Here is a 20,959-nt window from a genome sequence, read left to right as displayed (position 1 = left end):
ATAAGAGTCGGACATGGGTCTCGAGGAGAAGTTGCCGAGCGGCTTTCTGCTGAGCACGGTGGAGAGCTTCGCCGGTTTCGCACGCAAGGGTTCGCTGTGGCCCGCGACCTTCGGGCTCGCGTGCTGCGCGATCGAGATGATGACCACCGTGTCGCCGCGGTTCGACATCGCACGGTTCGGGATGGAGGCGTTCCGGGCCTCGCCGCGACAAGCCGACCTCATGATCGTCGCCGGCCGGGTCAGCCAGAAGATGGCCCCGGTGCTGCGGCAGGTCTACGACCAGATGGTCGAACCGAAATGGGTGCTGGCCATGGGGGTGTGCGCCTCCTCGGGCGGCATGTTCAACAACTACGCCATCGTGCAGGGCGTCGACCACATCGTCCCGGTCGACATCTACCTCCCCGGCTGCCCGCCCCGACCGGAGATGCTGCTGCACGCCGTCCTGATGCTGCACGAGAAGATCCAGCAGATGCCGCTCGGCGTGGACCGGGAGAAGGCCGTGCAGGCCGCCGAGGAGGCGGCCCTGGCTGCCGGCCGGCCCGTGCTGCCCACTCCCCGGGGGGCGGCCCGATGACCCCTCCCTCGGACAACGAACGGTCCTCGCTGCCGGTGGACCGGGCCGCCACCACCGGACCCGAGGGAACGCTGCCGGCGCAGCCCGCCGGTGACGCCGAGGTGATCGGCGTCCGTCAGGGCATGTTCGGCGTGCGCGGCAGCGGTGACACCTCCGGCTACGGGCGGCTCGTATGCCCGGTGACCCTGCCCGCCGGCACCCCGCGCCCGTACGGCGGCTACTTCGACGACGTCGCCGACGCCCTGCGCGACGCCGTCGCCGCATCGGGGACGGAGTTCGAGGACGCGATCGAGAAGGTCGTCGTCCACCGCGGTGAGCTGACCTTCCACGTCCGGCGGGAGCACCTCCCCGAGGTGGCCCGGCGCCTGCGCGACGACCCGGACCTGCGCTTCGAACTGTGCCTCGGCGTCGACGGGGTGCACTACCCGCAGGACACCGGCCGCGAACTGCACGCCGTGTACCCGCTGATGTCGATCACCCACAACCGCCGCATCCGGCTCGAGGTGTCGGCCCCGGATGCCGATCCCCACATCCCGTCGCTGTACGAGGTGTATCCGACCAACGACTGGCACGAGCGCGAGACCTACGACTTCTTCGGGATCGTGTTCGACGGGCACCCGTCGCTGACCCGCATCGAGATGCCCGACGACTGGTCGGGGCATCCTCAGCGCAAGGACTATCCGCTCGGCGGCATCCCCGTCGAGTACCACGGAGCGGAGATCCCGCCGCCCGACGAGCGGAGGGCGTACACATGACCGACCTGACCGAAGGACCGGTCCACACCGTCGTCGGCGAGGACTGGGACAGCATCGTCGAGGCCGCCCGCGCCGCGGCCGCCGACCGCGGCGACGAACGCATCGTGGTCAACATGGGACCGCAGCATCCGTCGACCCACGGAGTGTTGCGGCTCGTGCTCGAGATCGAAGGCGAGACCGTCACCGAGGCGCGCTGCGGAATCGGCTACCTGCACACCGGCATCGAGAAGAACCTCGAATACCGCACCTGGACCCAGGGCGTCACGTTCGTCACCCGGATGGACTACCTGTCCCCGTTCTTCAACGAGACCGCCTACTGTCTCGGCGTCGAGCAGCTGCTCGACATCACCGAGGCGATCCCCGAACGAGCCACCGTCGTGCGGGTGCTGCTCATGGAACTCAACCGGATCTCCTCGCACCTGGTCGCCCTCGCCACCGGCGGCATGGAACTCGGTGCGATGACCGCCATGTTCCTCGGTTTCCGCGAGCGCGAACTGATCCTCGACGTGTTCGAGACCATCACCGGTCTGCGCATGAACCACGCCTACATCCGGCCCGGCGGACTCGCGCAGGACCTGCCGGACGGCGCGGTCGAGAAGATCCGCGACCTGCTCGCGCTGCTGCCGCGGCGACTGCGGGACATGGAGAACCTGCTCAACGAGAACCACATCTGGAAGGCCCGCACCCAGGGGATCGGCTACCTCGACCTGACCGGGTGCATGGCCCTCGGCATCACCGGACCCGTGCTGCGCTCGACCGGCCTGCCGCACGACCTGCGCAAGGCACAACCGTACTGCGGCTACGACACCTACGAGTTCGAGGTGTGCACCGACACCGGCTGCGACGCCTACGGCCGCTACCTGATCCGGATCGACGAGATGAAGGAGTCGATCAAGATCGTCGAACAGTGCCTCGACCGGCTGCGTCCCGGTCCGGTGATGGTGGAGGACAAGAAGATCGCGTGGCCGGCCGACCTGTCGCTCGCCGCGGACGGTCTCGGCAACTCCCCGGAGCACATCCGCAAGATCATGGGCAACTCGATGGAGGGCCTGATCCACCATTTCAAGCTCGTCACCGAGGGCTTCCGCGTCCCACCCGGCCAGGTGTACACCGCCGTCGAATCCCCCCGCGGGGAACTGGGGGTGCACATGGTCAGCGACGGCGGCACCCGGCCCTACCGGGTGCACTTCCGGGATCCGTCCTTCACGAACCTGCAAGCGGTGTCCGCGATGTGCGAGGGCGGCATGGTCGCCGACGTCATCGCCGCGGTCGCCAGCATCGATCCCGTGATGGGGGGAGTGGACCGGTGACGCAGCAACCGCGAGTAGCGATCGACCCGGACCCGGCCACGGGGCCGGTGCTCATCCCGTTCGGCGTCCGCCCCGACGAACCGTCCCGGCTGGCGCGGCCCGGCGCCCGCGAACACTACCCCCCGGACGTCCGTGCCCGCCTCGAGGCCGACGCCGACGAGATCGTCGGTCGCTATCCCCAGCCGCGCTCGGCCCTGCTGCCGCTGCTGCACCTGGTGCAGTCCGAGGACGGCTACCTCACCCCCGCGGGTGTCGAGTTCTGCGCCGGCCGGCTCGGACTGACCGGAGCCGAGGTCGGGGCGGTCGCCACGTTCTACTCCATGTACCGGCGCGAACCCACCGGCGACTACCTCGTCGGTGTCTGCACCAACACCCTGTGCGCGATCATGGGCGGCGACGAGATCCTCGAAGCGCTGGAACACCACCTCGGGCAGCGTCCCGCGGCCGGCACCGCCTCGGACCCGGGCTCGGACACCACGCCGGACTCGCGCGGCGAGAGCGCCGGCTCCGTCACCCTCGAACGCCTCGAGTGCAACGCGGCCTGCGACTTCGCGCCCGTCGTGATGGTCAACTGGGAGTTCTTCGACCACCAGACCCCGGACTCGGCGCGTGCGCTCGTCGACGACCTGCGCGCCGGCCGGCCCGTCACCCCCACCCGGGGCGCGCCGCTGTGCACCTTCCGGCAGACCGCCCGCATCCTCGCCGGGTTTCCGGACGAGCGGCCCGGCGCCGTGGCGGCGGGCGGCAGCGCAGGAGCGGCATCGCTCGCCGGTCTGCGCATCGCCCGGGAACGGGGCATGCGGGCGCCGGAACCGGACCACCCCTCCGGCCCGGACCCGGCCGCCGGTCCCCGATCCGAGGGAGGCTGACGTGACGCTGACCCCTGTCCTGAGCCGCTACTGGGACGAACCCGAATCCTGGACCCTCGACACCTACCTCCGCCACGACGGCTACGAGGGCCTGCGCACGGCGCTGCGCATGCACCCCGACGAGGTGATCGGCACCGTCAAGGAGGCGGGGCTGCGCGGCCGCGGCGGCGCCGGGTTCGCCACCGGGGTCAAGTGGAGTTTCATCCCCCAGGGCGACGGCAAACCCCACTACCTGGTGGTCAACGCCGACGAATCCGAACCGGGCACCTGCAAGGACATGCCCCTGCTGCTGGCCACCCCGCACGCCCTCGTGGAGGGTGCGGTCATCGCCGCATACGCCATCCGCGCCGCGCACGCCTTCGTCTACGTCCGCGGCGAGGTGGTGCCGGTGCTGCGCCGGCTGCAGGCCGCCGTCGCCGAGGCCTACGCCGCCGGCTTCCTCGGCCGCGACATCCTCGGCAGCGGCTACGACCTCGACCTCGTCGTCCACGCCGGCGCCGGGGCCTACATCTGCGGGGAGGAGACCGCGCTCCTGGACTCCCTCGAGGGCCGGCGCGGCCAACCCCGCCTCCGACCCCCGTTCCCCGCCGTCGCGGGGCTGTACGCACGCCCGACCGTCGTCAACAACGTCGAGTCGATCGCGAGCGTGCCGTCGATCCTGCACCACGGGATCGAATGGTTCCGCTCCATGGGAACCGAGAAGTCCCCGGGCTTCACGCTCTACTCCCTGTCCGGTCACGTGGCGACCCCCGGCCAGTACGAGGCGCCCCTGGGCATCACCCTGCGGGAGCTGCTCGACTACGCGGGCGGTGTCCGGGCCGGGCACCGGCTGAAGTTCTGGACCCCCGGCGGCTCGTCGACGCCGCTGTTCACCGACGAGCACCTCGACGTCCCCCTCGACTACGAGGGTGTCGCCGCCGCCGGATCCATGCTGGGCACCAAGGCACTGCAGATCTTCGACGACACCACCTGCGTAGTGCGCGCGGTGCTGCGCTGGAGCGAGTTCTACGCGCACGAGTCCTGCGGCAAGTGCACCCCCTGCCGCGAAGGCACCTACTGGCTCGTGCAGATCCTGCGACGGCTCGAGCGCGGCGACGGAACCGCAACGGACCTGGACACCCTGCTCGACCTCTCCGACAACATCCTCGGCAGGTCGTTCTGCGCACTCGGCGACGGGGCGACCAGCCCCGTCACCTCCTCGATCCGGTACTTCCGCGACGAGTACCTGGCGCACTTCGAGCAGGGCGGCTGCCCGTTCGACCCGCACCTGTCCACCGTCATGGCCGGGGCCGGCGCGAACCGACCGCACGACGGAGGTGCCCGATGAGCGTCCACACCAACCGCGACACCACCGGCCTGCCGCCCGCACCGGACCTGGTCACCGTCGTCGTCGACGGCGTCGAGATCGGCGTCCCGAAAGGCACCCTCGTCATCCGCGCCGCGGAACTGCTCGGCGTCCAGATTCCCCGCTTCTGCGACCACCCGCTGCTCGAACCCGTCGGTGCCTGCCGCCAGTGCCTCGTCGACGTGGAAGGCCAACGCAAACCCGTCGCCTCCTGCACGACCCCGGTCACGGACGGCATGGTCGTGCACACGCAGCTGACCTCCCCGGTGGCGGACAAGGCGCAGAAGGGCGTGATGGAGCTGCTGCTGATCAACCATCCGCTGGACTGCCCGGTCTGCGACAAGGGCGGCGAATGCCCCCTGCAGAACCAGGCCATGTCGAACGGGCGTGCCGAGTCCCGGTTCACCGAGACCAAACGCACGTTCCCCAAACCGATCTCGCTCTCCGCGCAGATCCTCCTGGACCGCGAGCGATGCGTACTCTGCGCCCGGTGCACGCGGTTCTCCCAGCAGATCGCCGGCGACCCCTTCATCGAACTGATGGAACGGGGTGCCCTGCAGCAGGTCGGCATCTACGAGAAGGAACCGTTCGAGTCGTACTTCTCCGGCAACACCGTGCAGATCTGCCCGGTCGGCGCACTCACCGGAGCGGCCTACCGGTTCCGCGCCCGGCCCTTCGACCTCGTGTCGAGCCCGAGCGTGTGCGAACACTGCGCCAGCGGCTGCGCCCAACGCACCGACCACCGGCGCGGCACGGTGCTGCGCCGGCTGGCCGGCGACGACCCGCAGGTCAACGAGGAGTGGAACTGCGACAAGGGCCGATGGGCCTTCACCTACGCCACCCAGCCCGACCGTCTCACCACCCCGCTGGTGCGGGGCGACGACGGCACGCTCACGCCCGCCTCGTGGCGTGACGCCCTGCGCGTCGCCGCCCGTGGCCTGACCGCCGCGCGCGGCCGTACCGGGGTGCTCGTCGGCGGCCGCGTCACCGTCGAGGACGCGTACGCCTACAGCAAGTTCGCCCGGCTCGGCCTCGACACCAACGACATCGATTTCCGGTCGCGGCCGCATTCCGCGGAGGAGGCACAGTTCCTCGCCGCCCGCGTCGCCGGGCGCTGGCCCGGCGCCGGAGCCGTGACGTACGACGACCTCGACAACGCCCCCGCCGTCCTGCTCGTCGGATTCGAACCCGAAGACGAGTCGCCGATCGTGTTCCTGAGACTGCGCAGAGCGGTCCGCAAGGGAGGACTGGCGGTGTCCGCGATCGCACCGTTCGCGAGCCGCGGCCTGACGAAACTGCGCGGACGGCTCCTGCGGGCCGTCCCCGGCACCGAGCCGGACCTGCTCGACACGCTCCGCCTCGGCGCCCGACCCGGCGACCGCGATGTCACCGAGACGGCCGAACTCCTGACCCGACCCGGGGCGGTCGTCCTGGTGGGGGAGCGGACGGCGGCAATCCCGGGCGCCTTGACGGCCGCCGGCCGGCTCGCCGACCACACCGGCGCGCGGCTCGCGTGGATCCCGCGACGGGCCGGGGAACGCGGTGCGCTCGAGGCCGGGGCCCTGCCGGGACTTCTGCCCGGTGCCCGCCCGGTCACCGACGCCGAGGCCCGGCGCCAGGTTGCCGCCGCATGGGGCGTGCCGGACCTGCCGTCCTCCGTCGGCCGGGACACCGGACAGATCCTCGCCGGCGCTGCAACCGGCACCCTCGGGGCCCTGGTGATCGGCGGGGTCGACGTCGACGATCTGCCGGATCCGCACGCCGCCGTCGCCGCGGTCGACGCCGCCGGCTTCGTCGTCAGCCTCGAACTGCGGCGCAGCGCGCTCACCGACCGAGCCGACGTCGTCTTCCCCGTCGCCCCCGCCGTGGAGAAACCCGGAACGTTCCTCGATTGGGAGGGCCGGGAGCGCCCCTTCGCCGCCGCACTGCGCAATACCGGCGCCCTGCCCGATCAGCGGGTGCTCGGCGCGATCGCCGACGAGATGGGGGTCCGCCTCGGGCTCGCCGACGCCGCGGCCACCGTCGACGAGCTCGTCGCGCTGGGGTCCTGGGACGGCGAAGCCGCCGGGCCACCGGACGTCGCGCCGCGCGGCACGCCGGCGCCCGGCACCGGTGAGGCGGTGCTCGCCGGATGGCGGATGCTTCTCGACCGCGGACGGATGCAGGACGGTGAACCGCATCTCGCCGGGACCGCCCGGCGGCCGGTCGCGCGCCTGTCCGTCGCCACCGCCGCCGAGATCTCGGCGGACGACGGGGACCCGGTGACCGTCGCGACGGACCGCGGCTCGGTCACGCTGCCGCTGGTGGTCACCGACATGCCGGACCGGGTCGTGTGGCTGCCCCTCAACTCGCCGGGGTCCGCGGTGCATCGGCAGCTGGCCGCGTCCGTGGGCGACATCGTCCGGATCGGCCGGGCGGAGCGCTCGTCGCAGGGGGTGGCCGATGAGTGACGTCACGCTGTTCGGCGCTGCGACGGTACCGGGGCCGGGGGTCCTGTCGGCGCAGTCCGGGTACCCCGATCCGGCCGCGTTCGGTCAGGATCCGTGGTGGCTGGTCGTCGGCAAGGCGGTGGCCGTCTTCGTCTTCCTGGTGTTGACGGTGCTCGTCGCCATCCTCGTGGAACGAAAGATATTGGCGCGCATGCAGATGCGCGTCGGGCCGAATCGGGTGGGCCCGCGGGGGTTGCTGCAGAGCCTCGCCGACGGCGTCAAACTCGCCCTGAAGGAGGGCATCGTTCCCGCGGGCGTGGACAAACCCATCTACGTCCTCGCGCCGATCATCGCGACGGTGCCGGCGTTCATGGCGTTCGCCGTCATCCCGCTCGGACCGGTGGTCTCCGTGTTCGGCCAGCGCACCCCGCTGCAACTGACCGACCTTCCGGTGGCCGTGCTGTACATCCTCGCTGCGACGTCCATCGGCGTCTACGGCATCGTGCTCGCCGGCTGGGCATCCGGGTCCACCTATCCGCTGCTGGGCGGTCTGCGCTCGACGGCGCAGGTGATCTCGTACGAGATCGCCATGGCGCTCTCGTTCGCGGCCGTCTTCCTGCTGTCGGGCACGCTGTCCACCTCCGGCATCGTCGCCGCCCAGGACGGCACCTGGTACGTCTTCCTGCTCCTGCCCTCGTTCCTCATCTACGTCACGTCCATGGTCGGCGAGACGAACCGGGCACCGTTCGACCTGCCCGAGGCCGAGGGCGAACTCGTCGGCGGCTTCCACACGGAGTACTCGTCGCTGAAGTTCGCGATGTTCATGCTCGCCGAGTACGTCAACATGGTGACGGTCTCGGCGCTGGCCACCACCCTCTTCCTCGGCGGCTGGCGCGCACCGTGGCCGCTGAACATGTGGGAGGGCGCGAACTCCGGCTGGGTGCCGCTGCTGTGGTTCGTCCTCAAGGTGTGGGGATTTTTGTTCCTGTTCGTATGGCTGCGCGGCACGCTGCCGCGGCTGCGCTACGACCAGTTCATGAATCTGGGCTGGAAGGTGCTCATCCCGGTGGCGCTCGGCTGGATCATGGTCGTCGCCGTGATCCGCGTCCTGCGCACGGAGGGCCTGGACCGGTGGCAGATCGTTCTCGCCGCGACCGGCGTGGTCGTCGCCCTGGCAGTGCCGTCGCTGCTGTGGAACCGCATGAGCTCCGGTCGCCTCCGGCCCACCGGCACCCCCGGCGGCCCGGCGGTCACTGCCGAAACCGAGCAGCCGTTCGACCCGATGGCCGGCGGCTTCCCCGTCCCGCCGTTACCCGGCCAGACGCTGCCACCGCGGCGTCGGCGCACCCCCGTCACCGCAGCCGCCGAGAGCGGGCGCCGTGGCGATCCGACCACCGAGGAGAATCGCGATGCCTGACTTCCTCGATCCCATAGCGGGATTCGGCGTCACCTTCCGGGCGATGTTCGACAAGGCCCAGACCGAGCGCTACCCCGAGCAGAAGGAACCGACCGCACCGCGCTACCACGGCCGCCACCAGCTCAACCGCCACCCCGACGGGCTCGAGAAGTGCATCGGGTGCGAGCTGTGTGCCTGGGCGTGCCCCGCCGACGCCATCTACGTCGAGGGCGCGGACAACACCGACGACGGGCGATACTCGCCCGGTGAGCGCTACGGACGCGTCTACCAGATCAACTACCTGCGCTGCATCGGATGCGGTCTGTGCATCGAGGCCTGCCCGACGCGGGCGTTGACCATGACCAACGAGTACGAGATGGCCGACGACAACCGGACCGACCTGATCTACGACAAGACCAGGCTGCTCGCCCCGCTCGGGCCCGGCATGGTGGCACCACCCCACGACATGTACCCGGGCACGACCGACGAGGACTACTACCTCGGTGCGGTGACCGAGGCCGCGCCCGGCACCACCACGGCCGCTGCCGGGCAGGGGGAGGACACCGTCGCACCCGACCGGGAACCGACGCAGCCGCGAGGCGGTCGCGATGTGGCGTGACCGGCGGAGAGGGGAGTGGTCTCGATGGACCCGATGACGCCGGCCCTGCTGACGGCCGAAGCCGTCACCCGCACCTCCACCGGCGAGGCCGTGCTGTTCTGGATCCTCGGAACGCTCGCGGTGCTCGGCGCACTCGGCGTCGTCGCCGCGTCCAAGGCCGTCTATTCGGCGATGTTCCTCGCGGTCACCATGATCATCCTCGCGGTGTTCTACATCGCCCAGGATGCGCTGTTCCTCGGAATCGTGCAGATCGTGGTCTACACGGGGGCGGTGATGATGCTGTTCCTGTTCGTGGTCATGCTCGTCGGCGTCGACTCCTCCGACTCGCTCGTCGAGACGCTGCGCGGCCAGCGGGTCGCCGCGATCGCGGCCGGCCTCGGATTCGGCCTGCTGCTCGTCGGCGGTCTCGGCAACGCCGCCGTCTCCGAGTTCGCCGGCCTCGACGCAGCGAACGCCGCCGGCAACATCACCGGCCTGGCCGAGCTGATCTTCGTGCGGTACGTCTGGGCGTTCGAACTCACCGGCGCCCTGCTGATCACGGCCACGATCGGCGCCATGGTCCTCGCTCACCGGGAACGATTCGGGCTGCGCAAGACCCAGCGGGAACTGTCGCAGGAACGCTTCCGCGCCGGTGGTCGCGCCACCCCGCTGCCGAGTCCCGGCGTCTATGCCCGGCACAACGCCGTCGACGTGCCGGCCCGGCTGCCCGACGGGTCGTACTCGGACCTGTCGGTCAGCGAAGTGCTCCGGCAGCGCGCCGTGACCGTCGACGACGCCGGACCGCGCGAGAGCGACGCACCGCGCGGCGGGTCGTCGGGTGAGGAGGAATCGCGGTGAACCCCGAGAACTACCTGTACCTGTCCGCCCTGTTGTTCACCATCGGCGCGGCCGGCGTCCTGCTGCGCCGCAACGCGATCGTCGTGTTCATGTGCATCGAGTTGATGCTCAACGCCGCGAACCTGGCGTTCGTCACGTTCGCGCGTATGCACGGCAATCTCGACGGCCAGGTCATCGCGTTCTTCACGATGGTCGTCGCCGCCGCCGAGGTCGTCGTCGGCCTCGCGATCATCATGACCATCTTCCGTTCCCGCCGTTCGGTTTCCGTCGACGACGCCAACCTCCTGAAGTACTGACGCCCCCGGACGACACCCGTCCGCCCACGCACGAGGAGGAGACTGTGCCCGAGACGACCGTGCCCGAGACGACAACCGGCGCCCCGACGGGTGGACCGGCATGAACGGGATCTCGTCGACGGTCTGGCTGCTGCCCGCGCTGCCGCTGTTCGGCGCGGTCGTACTGCTGCTGACCGGCCGGCGCAGCGACACGTGGGGACACCTGCTCGGCTGCGCGACGGCACTGGCCTCGTTCGCGCTCGGCATCGCCCTCTTCGTCGACATGCTCGGCCGCGACACCGCCGACCGCGCCGTGAACCAGGACCTTTTCGAGTGGGTGCCGGTCGCGGGACTGCAGATCGACTTCGGTCTCCAGCTCGACCAGCTGTCGATGTGCTTCGTGCTGCTGATCACCGGCGTCGGCTCGCTCATCCACATCTACTCCGTCGGGTACATGGCGCACGGCCCGGACCCCTCCGGTCGCTCCGCAGGTTCCGCTGCGGGGGCGTCGGGTCATTCCGCAGGTTCCGCTGCGGGGGCGTCGGGTCGCTCCGCAGGTTCCGCTGCGGGGGCGTCGGGTCGCTCCGCAGGCTTCGCTGCGGGGGCGTCGGGTCGCTCCGCAGGCTCCGCTCCCGGACGCCGGTTGTTCTTCGCCTACCTCAACCTCTTCCTCGCGGCGATGTTGCTGCTCGTCCTCGCCGACAACTACTTCGGCCTGTACGTGGGCTGGGAAGGCGTCGGTCTCGCCTCGTACCTGCTGATCGGGTTCTGGCAGTACAAACCGTCCGCCGCGACGGCCGCGAAGAAGGCGTTCGTCGTCAACCGTGTCGGCGACATGGGTCTGGCCGTCGCCATGATGATCATGTTCGCGACGTTCGGGTCCGTGACGTTCGACGACGTCTTCGCCGGCGCCGACGGAGCGAGCGACGGCGTGCTCACCGCACTCGGCCTCGTGCTGCTGCTCGCCGCATGCGGCAAGTCCGCCCAGGTGCCCCTGCAGTCCTGGCTCGGTGACGCGATGGAGGGCCCGACACCGGTGTCGGCACTGATCCACGCCGCCACCATGGTCACCGCGGGCGTCTACCTCATCGTCCGGTCCGACGTGCTCTTCGACCTCGCCCCCACCGCGCAACTCGCCGTGGTGATCGTGGGCACGGTGACCCTGCTGTTCGGAGCTGTCATCGGGTGCGCCAAGGACGACATCAAGAAGGCACTCGCCGCCTCGACCATGAGCCAGATCGGCTACATGGTCCTCGCCGCGGGCCTCGGTCCCGCCGGATATGCCTTCGCGATCATGCACCTGCTCACCCACGGCTTCTTCAAGGCCGGCCTGTTCCTCGGGGCCGGATCGGTGATGCACGGGATGAACGACGAGGTGAACATGCGGCACTACGGCGGCCTGCGCACCGTCATGCCGATCACGTTCGTCACCTTCGGTCTCGGCTACCTCGCGATCATCGGCATTCCGCCGTTCGCCGGGTTCTTCTCCAAGGACAAGATCATCGAGGTGGCGTTCGGCGCCGGCGGTGCGGAAGGGATCGTCCTCGGCACGGCAGCCCTGCTCGGGGCCGGCCTCACCGCGTTCTACATGACGCGGGTGATGTTGATGACCTTCTTCGGCAGACGTCGCTGGGCCGCCGACGTCCACCCCCACGAGGCGCCCGCCGTGATGACGGCGCCCATGGTCCTGCTCGCCCTCGGCTCGGTCGGCGCCGGTGCCGCCCTCACTCTTGGCGGGGCGCTGCAGAACTGGCTCGAACCGGTGGTGGGGGCCACGGAGATCGAACACCTGCTCCCGGTGTGGGTGATCACCGCCCTCACCCTCGCCGTCGTGCTCGCCGGTGTCGCGGTGGCCTACCGGCAGTACGCCCGGCGCGAGATCCCCGACGCCGCCCCCGCCGACGTGTCGGCGTTCACCGTCGCCGCCCGCAGGGATCTCTACGGCGACGCCGTCAACGAGGCGGTGTTCATGCGGCCCGGACGGTCCCTGACCACGACCCTGGTGACCGTCGACGACAAGGCCGTCGACGGGGCGGTCGACGGGATCTCCGCCACGGTCGGCGCCCTCTCCGCCCGGATGCGGCACCTGCAGACCGGGTTCGTGCGGTCCTACGGCTTGTCCATGTTGGTAGGCGCGGCCGTCGTGGTCGCGGCGATGATGCTGGGGAGGCTGTAGTGGGCAACTTTCCCTGGTTGACGACCCTGTGGGTGGTGCCGCTCGTCGGCGCCGTCGTCGTCCTGGCGATTCCCGCCCGGATGCGGAGCCTCGCCAAGGGCGCCGCGCTGGCGGTCGCGGCCGTGGTGCTCGTGGTGGCGTGCGTGCTGGCGATCGGATTCGACCCGGCGGGCGAGCAGTACCAGTTCGTCGAATCGCACCCGTGGATCCCGGCCCTGGGCACCCGCTACACGCTGGGCGTGGACGGCATCGCGCTCGTGCTGGTGCTGCTCACCGCGGTGCTGCTTCCGCTGCTGATGCTGGCCGGTTGGAACGACACGACACCGGCCGAGCCCACCGGCACCGCCCGCCCCTCCACGCCGCGGCGAACCACACACCTGTACATGGCGCTGATGCTCTCGGTCGAGGCGATGGTGATGGTCTCGTTCACCGCGCTCGACGTGTTGCTGTTCTACATCTTCTTCGAGGCGATGCTCATCCCGATGTACTTCCTCATCGGGGGCTTCGGGGATCGGCTCGGAGATCGAGGCCGGCGCTCCCGCGCGGCGGTGAAGTTCCTGCTCTACAACCTGTTCGGTGGGCTGATCATGCTGGCGGCGGTGATCGGGCTGTACGTGGTCACCGCCCGGCAGGGCGCCGGCACGTTCGACTTCCGGGAGATCGTCGCCGCCGTCACCGACGGCGGTCTCGGTGCCGACACCGTGGTGCTCCACGCCCTGTTCCTCGGTTTCATGTTCGCGTTCGCCGTGAAGGCGCCGCTGTGGCCGTTCCACACCTGGCTGCCCGGCGCCGCGGTGCAGGCCACCCCCGCCGGGGCGGTGCTGATGATGGCCGTGGTCGACAAGGTCGGCACGTTCGGCATGCTGCGCTACTGCCTGCAGTTGTTCCCCGAGTCGTCGGTGTACTTCGCGCCCGTGATCGTCACGCTCGCGGTGATCGGCATCGTCTACGGCGCGGCGGTCGCCATCGGTCAGACGGATGTGATGCGTCTGATCGCCTACACCTCGATCTCGCACTTCGGGTTCATCATCCTCGGCATCTTCGCGATGACCAGCCAGGGCCAGGCCGGCTCGACGCTGTACATGGTCAACCACGGCATCTCCACCGCCGCGCTGTTCCTGATCGCCGGGTTCCTCGTCTCCCGGCGCGGATCCCGCGCGATCGCCGCGTACGGCGGCGTCCGCAAGGTCGCCCCCGTCCTGGCCGGGACGTTCCTCGTCGCGGGACTGGCGACCCTGTCCCTGCCGGGCCTGGCACCGTTCGTCAGCGAATTCCTGGTGCTGGTCGGCACCTATCCGCGCTACCAGGTCGCCGCCGTGGTCGCGGTGCTCGCGCTCGTCCTGTCGGCGATCTACGTGTTGTGGCTCTACCAGCGCATGATGACCGGACCGGTCACCGGCGGCAACGAGCACGTGCGCGACCTGGTGCCCCGCGAACTCGCCGTCGTGGTGCCGCTCATCGCGTTGCTCCTCGTCCTGGGCGTCTACCCCAAGCCGGCCCTCGACGTGATCACCCCCGCGGTCGACCAGGTCCTGGTCACCGTCGACCGGCCCGATCCGGAGCCCGCCGCCCCGCCCGAGCCCGTCGCGGGCGGGACCGGCACCGACACCCACGGAGGGACGCACAGGTGACTCCCTTGAACGGAACCCTCGTTCTCGCTCAGGCGATTCCGGCTCCCGACCTCCGCTACGGCCCGCTCTCTCCCATGCTGATCGTGTTCGGGGTGGCCGTTGCCGCGGTGCTCGTCGAGGCGTTCGTTCCCCGCCGCGGCCGGTACGCGAGCCACCTGCTGCTCGCGCTCGGTGGTCTCGGCGCCGCGTTCGTGGCCGTCGTCGTCCTCGCCGCGGGCCTGGACTTCGCCGCCGGCGCCGCACCCGGGTACAGCGCCGCGGTCGACGCCGTCGCGGTCGACGGACCCACCCTGTTCCTGCAGGGCACCATCCTGCTCGTCTCGATCCTCGCAGTGCTGCTCGTCGCCGAACGCGGCATCGAGCCGAATGCCCGCGGTGCCACGCCGGAGGGGCCGGGCGCGGCGGTGGCGACCGGGCGCGGCGGGGCCGACGCGTTCGCCCCGCAGGCGTCCGTGGTGCCGGGCAGCGTCGCCGAGCGCGAGGCCGCCGCGCAGGGGATGTCCCAGACCGAGGTGTTCCCGCTGGTGCTGTTCGCCGTCGGGGGGATGCTGCTGTTCCCGGCGTCGAACGACCTGCTCACCATGTTCATCGCGCTCGAGGTCCTGTCGCTGCCGCTGTACCTGCTGTGCGGCCTGGCCCGTCGGCAGCGCCTGCTCTCCCAGGAAGCGGCCCTGAAGTACTTCCTGCTCGGCGCCTTCTCCTCGGCCTTCTTCCTGTTCGGGGTGGCGCTGCTGTACGGCTACGCGGGCACCGTGCGCCTGGCAGGTATCGCCGACGCCGTCGCCGTCCGCGCGGACGGCGACGCGCTGGTGGTGATCGGTGCGGCGATGCTCGCGGTGGGTCTGCTGTTCAAGATCGGCGCGGTGCCGTTCCATTCCTGGGTCCCCGACGTCTATCAGGGGGCCCCCACGCCGATCACCGCCTTCATGGCGGCGGCCACCAAGATCGCGGCGTTCGGCGCGATGCTACGCGTGTTCTACGTGGCGCTGCCCGGACTGCGAGACGACTGGCGTCCCCTGCTGTGGGGCGTGGCGATCCTGACGATGGTGGCGGGCTCGGTGCTGGCCGTGACGCAGAACGACGTCAAACGGATGCTGGCCTACTCGTCGGTCGCCCACGCCGGTTTCATCCTCACCGGTCTGATCGCCGCCGACCGGGCCGGGCTGGCGTCGACGATGTTCTACCTGTTCGCGTACGGCTTCAGCACTCTCGGTGCGTTCGCCGTCGTGACCCTGGTCCGCGACGACCTCGGGGAGGCGACCCACCTGTCCCGCTGGGCGGGCCTCGGGCGGCGCTCGCCGCTCGTCGGCGCGGTGTTCGCCCTGTTCCTGCTCGCGTTCGCCGGCATCCCGCTCACCAGCGGGTTCGTCAGCAAGTTCGCCGTCTTCGGGGCGGCGGCGGGCGGCGGCGCCGTTCCGCTCGTGATCGTCGGCGTGGTCAGCAGCGCCGTCGCGGCGTACTTCTACGTGCGCGTCATCGTGCTGATGTTCTTCGATGAACCGGACCGCGACGCCCCCGCGGTCGTGGCGCCCAGCGCCCTGACGACCGTCACGATCGCCGCCGGGGCGGTGGTGACCGTGGCGCTCGGCGTCTTCCCGCAGCCGTTGCTCGAGCTGGTGGACCGGGTCGCGGTGTTCCTCGGTTGACGGTTCCGTGACGAGCGCGGGGATCCGGGCGGACGAGGACGCAGCCGCCGAACACGAACGCGGCCGCCCGCGCCGAAACCGCCGCCGCCCGCGCCCAAGTCGACGCTGCCCGCGAACACGCCGACGAACTGCGCACCGAACTACGCGGACTCCGTTCCACAACCTCGGGTCCGAGCGAGTCGCGATGACCCCGGAGGGGTGCACTCCTGTCCCCGTGCCGGCACCCGGCGAGCGGTCGACTCGGGTGGGGGCCGTCTTCGCGCGGGGGCCGGGCAGGGGATGTGGCCGGGTGGGTGCTCGGTGAGACCGCCCCAGCCGGTGCCACGCCCGCGGTGTATGTCGGGCAGTTGCCGGCGCCGGGGTCGTAGCTTCGGTTACCCCGGGCTCCCGGTGCGGGAGTCGGTCCCGTCGCTGTTTGCCCTGACATGGTTGTCTAGAGCGTCGCTCCCTGGAACCGGGTCGCGAATGCACTGTCAGCAGTCCATCACGGCTGTTCCGTGCCGGGATCGGACAAACCGGTCCGCACGCGAGGGGGATACCGCGATGACCGACGGATACGACGCGATCACGATCGGATCGGGTTTGGGCGGGTTGACGGCCGCAGCGTTGTACGCCAGGGCAGGACATCGGGTCCTGGTTCTCGAACGCAACGACGATTTCGGCGGGGCGGCCACGACCTACCGGCACGGGGCCCTCACCATCGAAGGATCGCTGCACCAGACGTCCGGATTCTCGTTTCCGGAGTGTTCTGCGGGCGGGTCGGCGCCGGAACCGGCCCCGGCGGGGCCGAGCCGGGCGATCGTTGCATCGACTCGCCGGGAGGGATTAGGTTCGAGGTGAGCGGCGGCCGCGGGAACGGCCCGAAGGAGGCACGCGATGACGGCTTCCCGGGAACCTGAGTCGGACGCCTGGGCCGCAGTCCATGCGGGGAGGTCGGGGCTGGTGTGGTCGCAGCAGACAGTCGCGAGCGTGGGGGAGTCGATCACCTCGCTGGCCAAGGACACCCTGCCCGGCTCGGTCGGGGCCGGCATCACGCTGCTCGCCGCGGACGGCGCCGAGGCTCTTCGTGTGGGTCAAGACCGCGGACGAGATCCTCGCGAACCTCGCCCGCTACTGCACCCGAATCAATGAAACAATCAACGACTCAGGACACCAGTCGGGAGTTCGAAACCCTCCGCGTCCACCAGGGAGTGGCGGTGAAAGACGTAGCGGATCCCGGTTCTTCGCGGCCGGAGACGAGCTGCTCTCCCCCGTAGTGTTACCCGACCGGTTCGATGTCGGGCAGTCTCCATGTCTTGTCGAACCACGGTTCCAGCGGACCGTAGAGCCGGACTATCGCGAACCAGCTCTTGCCGGGCAGGGTCTGGATCCAGTTGCGGCTGCCCTCGGGCCGTTCGGGACCGAAGTGGACGTCGACTGAGCCGTCCTCGTTCGAGATCATGTCGCGGTCGCTGGCAACGGTGGGCCATTCCTGGTCGGTCTGCAGCATCGACCGGGTCTGGGTGTCGTAGACGACGATCGACCAGAAGGTGTTGACCGGCACGTTCGGCGGGACGTGCAGCCGGTAGGACCTGCCGCCGTCGAAGGGCGCGTCGGTGGCGTCGACGAACGCCGTGACATACTGCGATCCGGCGCCGACCATCTCCGTCAGGTACGCCGGACTCGATCCGCTCCCTATGAAGCCGAGCGCGGCGGCGGTGTCGAGCATCGCGGCGCCATTGTCCTGGAACTGGTAACCGGCGAAGAGGAAGACCCGCCAGGCGCCGTCCGGGTAGTAGCGTGCCTCGGGCTGGCGGACCCGGTAGAGGAGCGCGCGGGCGGTCGCGTCGCCGACCGCGGCTGCCTCGGTCAGGATTGCCCGCACCCGCTCGTCGGGGTCGAACGGTTTGCCGTGCTGGATGCCGACGGCGGCGAACATCCCCAGCGTGACCGGGTCGGATGACTCCGGCAGCTCGGACTGCACCACCTCGTTGAGCAGCTCCCAGTACTGGTAGTCGGCGGCCGGGATGGTGACCCACGGCTCGAAGGAGACGTTCACGAATCGCATCGGCGGCGGGTCGTCGGCCTGAGCCAGCGGGTAAGCCCGGGTCTTCGCCTTGATCATGTCGGCGGCCGGATGCGGGTCGCCATGCTCGTCGCGGAAACCGCGCGAGACGAGGCCCATCCCGTAGCTACGGGACCGCACCACGAAGTAGCCGTCCGGGACCTCGCCATCGTACCCGGGCGGCAGGAACAGGTACTTGCCACCCTGGCCCTTGTCGGGTCCGGTCGCGCCGATGTCGACGACCCAGCGCCCCCACGAGTCGTCGATCAGGCCGTACACGTCGGGCGGGGCGTCCAGGACGACGGGTCCGTCGTGGAGGTCGATCCACATGTAGAAGTACACAACGGTCGTGTGCATCGCCGGTCCGACGGTGCACGGGTGGCACAGGTCCTCCCAGAGCGCCACCGTGGTGTTCGCCGGGCCCCAGCGCAGCAGCCCCCGGCGCCACGCCGCCCAAGACACCGGATGCTGCGCCAGCAGGTACGCCTACACCGCCCGCTGGAAGTCCAGGTTGTCGAACAGTGTCCGGGTCGTCTCGTCGTCCGGGACTCCGTCGAAGAACCGCAGCGTGCCCAACCGGGTGCGGACCTCGTCCGGCATCTCGATGCCGGGCGGAATCGGGGTGCTGTTCGCAGGTGAGGTCATCGCGTCCTCCTGTGTCGATAGCCCTTGCCGAGATTCTCCGCCGCCGACCCGACGGCTCGCGCCACCTACTCAGGATGCGCCGTCTCAGCCTTCACTGTCTGCCGGATCGGCGAGGAGGAACGGGCGGCCAGATGTTCATGTCGTCTCCGGGGGCGGGCGGACCTGCCAGTCGACCGTCTGTCCCACCGCCTGCGCGTACCGTTCGAGGGTGGACAGGCGCGGATCGAGATCGCCGCGCTCGAGTCGGGCCACCGCCGACTGGGAGGTGCCCATCCGGGCCGCGACCAGGGTCTGGCTCAGTCCCTGCCGTCGCCGGGCCGCCGCCAGCTCGTCCACCAGCGCTCGCCGCCTATCGGAGAGACGGTCCACACCCGGGAACGACGTTCGACGAGGCGACGTCGAGATATCGGCAATGCTATCTCGGCAATGCGCTACCGGACAGCGCCGTCGCCACGCCCCTTGACACGGGCGGCGCCCGGAACGATCCTCGACCCATTCCGAGACGGTCCCGCGTCCCGGGTCGACACGGAGCGCGCCATGACAATGCCTCGAATTCCGGATACGCGACGGTCGTACCTGCGGGTGCGGGACGTCGATCTGTACTGCGAGGACACCGGCGGTGAGGGCGAGCCCATCCTGTTCCTGCACGGGTTCTTCTTCGACGGGCGAATGTACGAGGCGCAGATCGCGGCGCTGCGGGATCGGTACCGCTGCCTCACCCTCGACTTCCGGGGACAGGGCCGATCCGGGCACGCCCGGACCGGATTCCAGCTCGAGCAGCTCACCGCCGACGTGCTCACCGTGATCCGGCGGCTCGACCTCGCACCCGCGCATCTGGTGGGGCTGTCGATGGGGGGCTTCGTCGGCATGCGCATCGGCGCGCGGGAACCGGACCTGTTGCGCTCGCTGACCCTGCTCAACACCGGCGCGACGCCGCATCCGCCCGTGAGGTACCCGCTGCACCTTGCCCTCACGGCCGTGGCCGGCTTCTCGGGCCGTCGCCGGCCCTCGTGCTGCGCGGCATCGAGAAGGAACTCTACGGCGAACCGTTCCGCACCGACCCCGGCCGGGAGGCCGAGCGTGAGGTGTGGCGCAGGCGGTGGGCGACGGCCGACCGGTCGTCACTGGCGAACACGATGCTCGGCATGATGGTCCGCCCCGACATCCGGGACGAGCTGCCCGCGGTGAGCGTGCCGACGCTGATCGTCGCGGGACAACTGGATGTCGAGATGCCGCCGCGTCTCGCCCGCGAGATGCACGCGCTGATCCCGGGCTCGCGACTGGTGGAACTCGACGGGGTGGGCCACAGTTCGACGCTGGAGGACCCGGCCCGGGTCACCGGGATCCTGGAGAGCTTCCTCGCCGAGATCGGCTGACCGAGGGACCTCTCCCCCCGGATGCGGTCGTGGCCGCCGGTCCGTCCCGCACCCGGGCGACGGCGCCGTCACGACCTGCGCCCCTAGATCGGACGGAACCCCGCCCCGGCCCCGCCCCGCGCATCGGCGTCGCCGACGACGGCCGTCATGCTCGTGCCGACCTCCGGACCGAGGCAGGCAACGGTGAGATAGCCGTTCACCATGCCGACGAGCGTGGTTCCGACCACCACCGGGCCTCCCGAGTCGCCGAGGTCGACGCACGTCTGCGTCCAGGTCTGCCCCGAACCGAACACATCGCCGTAGGCCACCCCGCAGGTCTGCCCCGTGGTGCGGCCCTGCTTGCAGACGATGTCCGGGAACTGCGCCGGACCCCCGATCCCCGTGATCGTCGTGTTTCCCACCCGATTCACGGGAACCACCTTCGCCGGCTCGAACACGATCACCGCGTAGTCCAAGTCCGCATCGGTGTAGGCGATCGTGCCGACCACACCGGCGTCCGGATCCGCCTCCGAGGCAACCGTGGAACCGGCGTTTCCGCAGTGTCCCGCCGTGAATCCGACCAGCCGGCCCCCGGAATCGGGACCGATCGTGGTGAGGGTGCAGTAGTTCCGGCCGTCCATGACGATGCCGGAGCCGCCGCCGAGGACGGCCGGATCGGCGGCCGCTGCAACACCGGTGCCGGCGAGCAGCGACGCGCCGACGGCGAGAACGAGGATGCCGAGTCTCATGGCGGGTGTCTCCCGAAGGTCGAGCGAACGAGCCGGACACGCGCAGGAACGGGAGGGTCGCGCGTACGATCCACCGCCCTCGGGCGCTGTTTCTCGATCATCCGCCGCACCGGGTGCTGTTCGCAGCGTTTTCCGGGACGGGAGAGTGCGGCGTGAGTCGACCCGGGAAGGGGAACGACCGCTCCCGGTCCCGGTCGGCCGGCCTTCCGCGGCGGCTCAGGGAATCGTCCGTGCCGCCGGGGCGTCGACCTCGAACCTTGCCGGCCGGACGAGGAACCGCTCATCGACCCAGTCCGGTTTCCGC

General features: G+C 70.3%; 18 protein-coding genes and 1 pseudogene. 16 read left to right on the top strand and 3 right to left on the bottom strand.

The window, feature by feature from the left end; all coding sequences use genetic code 11:
• Positions 1–13: 13 nt before the first annotated feature.
• The 14 genes from LZP97_RS08575 (at position 14) to LZP97_RS27385 (ending at position 16,702) form a co-directional block, all read left to right on the top strand.
• Positions 14–574 (top strand): NuoB/complex I 20 kDa subunit family protein, encoded by a 561-nt coding sequence (locus LZP97_RS08575; protein WP_010595344.1) that lies wholly within the window; start codon positions 14–16, stop codon positions 572–574.
• A complete protein-coding gene (locus LZP97_RS08570) occupies positions 571–1,329 on the top strand; it encodes an NADH-quinone oxidoreductase subunit C (RefSeq protein ID WP_010595345.1) in 759 nt (252 codons plus the stop codon). The genes LZP97_RS08575 and LZP97_RS08570 overlap by 4 nt, the downstream gene beginning before the upstream one ends.
• Positions 1,326–2,639: an NADH dehydrogenase (quinone) subunit D gene (gene nuoD, locus LZP97_RS08565; RefSeq protein ID WP_010595346.1), complete on the top strand. Its 1,314-nt coding sequence runs from the start codon at positions 1,326–1,328 to the stop codon at positions 2,637–2,639. Before LZP97_RS08570 ends, nuoD begins: the two co-directional genes overlap by 4 nt.
• Complete coding sequence (gene nuoE, locus LZP97_RS08560) at positions 2,636–3,508, top strand: NADH-quinone oxidoreductase subunit NuoE (RefSeq protein WP_010595347.1); 873 nt, start codon at positions 2,636–2,638, stop codon at positions 3,506–3,508. The genes nuoD and nuoE overlap by 4 nt, the downstream gene beginning before the upstream one ends.
• 1 nt (position 3,509) lies before the next feature.
• Positions 3,510–4,835, top strand: a complete 1,326-nt coding sequence (gene nuoF / locus LZP97_RS08555; protein ID WP_010595348.1) for an NADH-quinone oxidoreductase subunit NuoF — start codon at positions 3,510–3,512, stop codon at positions 4,833–4,835.
• On the top strand, positions 4,832–7,303 hold the full coding sequence (locus LZP97_RS08550) for an NADH-quinone oxidoreductase subunit G (RefSeq protein ID WP_010595349.1): 2,472 nt from the start codon (positions 4,832–4,834) through the stop codon (positions 7,301–7,303). Before nuoF ends, LZP97_RS08550 begins: the two co-directional genes overlap by 4 nt.
• Before the next feature lie 43 nt (positions 7,304–7,346).
• Entirely contained in the window at positions 7,347–8,699 is a 1,353-nt protein-coding gene (gene nuoH / locus LZP97_RS08545) for an NADH-quinone oxidoreductase subunit NuoH (protein WP_048771154.1), read from the top strand.
• Positions 8,692–9,297 (top strand): NADH-quinone oxidoreductase subunit NuoI, encoded by a 606-nt coding sequence (nuoI, locus tag LZP97_RS08540; RefSeq protein WP_010595351.1) that lies wholly within the window; start codon positions 8,692–8,694, stop codon positions 9,295–9,297. Before nuoH ends, nuoI begins: the two co-directional genes overlap by 8 nt.
• A gap of 33 nt (positions 9,298–9,330) precedes the next feature.
• A complete protein-coding gene (locus tag LZP97_RS08535) occupies positions 9,331–10,134 on the top strand; it encodes an NADH-quinone oxidoreductase subunit J (protein ID WP_043805569.1) in 804 nt (267 codons plus the stop codon).
• Positions 10,131–10,430: an NADH-quinone oxidoreductase subunit NuoK gene (gene nuoK, locus LZP97_RS08530; RefSeq protein ID WP_003937937.1), complete on the top strand. Its 300-nt coding sequence runs from the start codon at positions 10,131–10,133 to the stop codon at positions 10,428–10,430. Before LZP97_RS08535 ends, nuoK begins: the two co-directional genes overlap by 4 nt.
• Positions 10,431–10,530: 100 nt before the next feature.
• Positions 10,531–12,585, top strand: a complete 2,055-nt coding sequence (nuoL, locus tag LZP97_RS08525) for an NADH-quinone oxidoreductase subunit L (RefSeq protein WP_048771076.1) — start codon at positions 10,531–10,533, stop codon at positions 12,583–12,585.
• The gene (locus LZP97_RS08520) at positions 12,585–14,216 is read left to right on the top strand and encodes an NADH-quinone oxidoreductase subunit M (protein WP_010595355.1); all 1,632 of its coding nucleotides are present in this window, start codon (positions 12,585–12,587) and stop codon (positions 14,214–14,216) included. Before nuoL ends, LZP97_RS08520 begins: the two co-directional genes overlap by 1 nt.
• Before the next feature lie 74 nt (positions 14,217–14,290).
• Positions 14,291–15,862, top strand: coding sequence for an NADH-quinone oxidoreductase subunit NuoN (gene nuoN, locus LZP97_RS08515; protein ID WP_230831670.1), 1,572 nt, complete (start codon positions 14,291–14,293; stop codon positions 15,860–15,862).
• 279 nt (positions 15,863–16,141) lie between these two features.
• On the top strand, positions 16,142–16,702 hold the full coding sequence (locus LZP97_RS27385; protein WP_307718188.1) for an NAD(P)-binding protein: 561 nt from the start codon (positions 16,142–16,144) through the stop codon (positions 16,700–16,702).
• Positions 16,703–17,120: 418 nt separating this feature from the next.
• On the opposite strand, the pseudogene LZP97_RS08505 reads toward LZP97_RS27385, so the two are convergent.
• Positions 17,121–18,551, bottom strand: a pseudogene (locus tag LZP97_RS08505) (DUF1254 domain-containing protein).
• Between the two features lie 135 nt (positions 18,552–18,686).
• Complete coding sequence (locus LZP97_RS08500; RefSeq protein WP_228287191.1) at positions 18,687–18,887, bottom strand: helix-turn-helix domain-containing protein; 201 nt, start codon at positions 18,885–18,887, stop codon at positions 18,687–18,689.
• A gap of 201 nt (positions 18,888–19,088) precedes the next feature.
• On the opposite strand from LZP97_RS08500, the gene LZP97_RS08495 reads away from it, so the two are divergent.
• Both LZP97_RS08495 and LZP97_RS08490 read left to right on the top strand, forming a co-directional pair.
• Positions 19,089–19,700 (top strand): alpha/beta fold hydrolase, encoded by a 612-nt coding sequence (locus LZP97_RS08495; protein WP_234420093.1) that lies wholly within the window; start codon positions 19,089–19,091, stop codon positions 19,698–19,700.
• Positions 19,697–19,927: an alpha/beta fold hydrolase gene (locus LZP97_RS08490; protein ID WP_234420092.1), complete on the top strand. Its 231-nt coding sequence runs from the start codon at positions 19,697–19,699 to the stop codon at positions 19,925–19,927. The genes LZP97_RS08495 and LZP97_RS08490 overlap by 4 nt, the downstream gene beginning before the upstream one ends.
• An 83-nt stretch (positions 19,928–20,010) precedes the next feature.
• Here the strand turns inward: LZP97_RS08490 and LZP97_RS08485 are convergent, their stop codons facing one another.
• On the bottom strand, positions 20,011–20,655 hold the full coding sequence (locus LZP97_RS08485) for a hypothetical protein (protein ID WP_017681585.1): 645 nt from the start codon (positions 20,653–20,655) through the stop codon (positions 20,011–20,013).
• Positions 20,656–20,959: the final 304 nt, after the last annotated feature.

Source organism: Rhodococcus sp. DMF-1, assembly GCF_021441945.1.
Classification (GTDB): domain Bacteria; phylum Actinomycetota; class Actinomycetes; order Mycobacteriales; family Mycobacteriaceae; genus Rhodococcus; species Rhodococcus ruber.
Note: the sequence above shows the minus strand (reverse complement) of the source record. Positions and strands in the feature narration are given on the sequence as shown.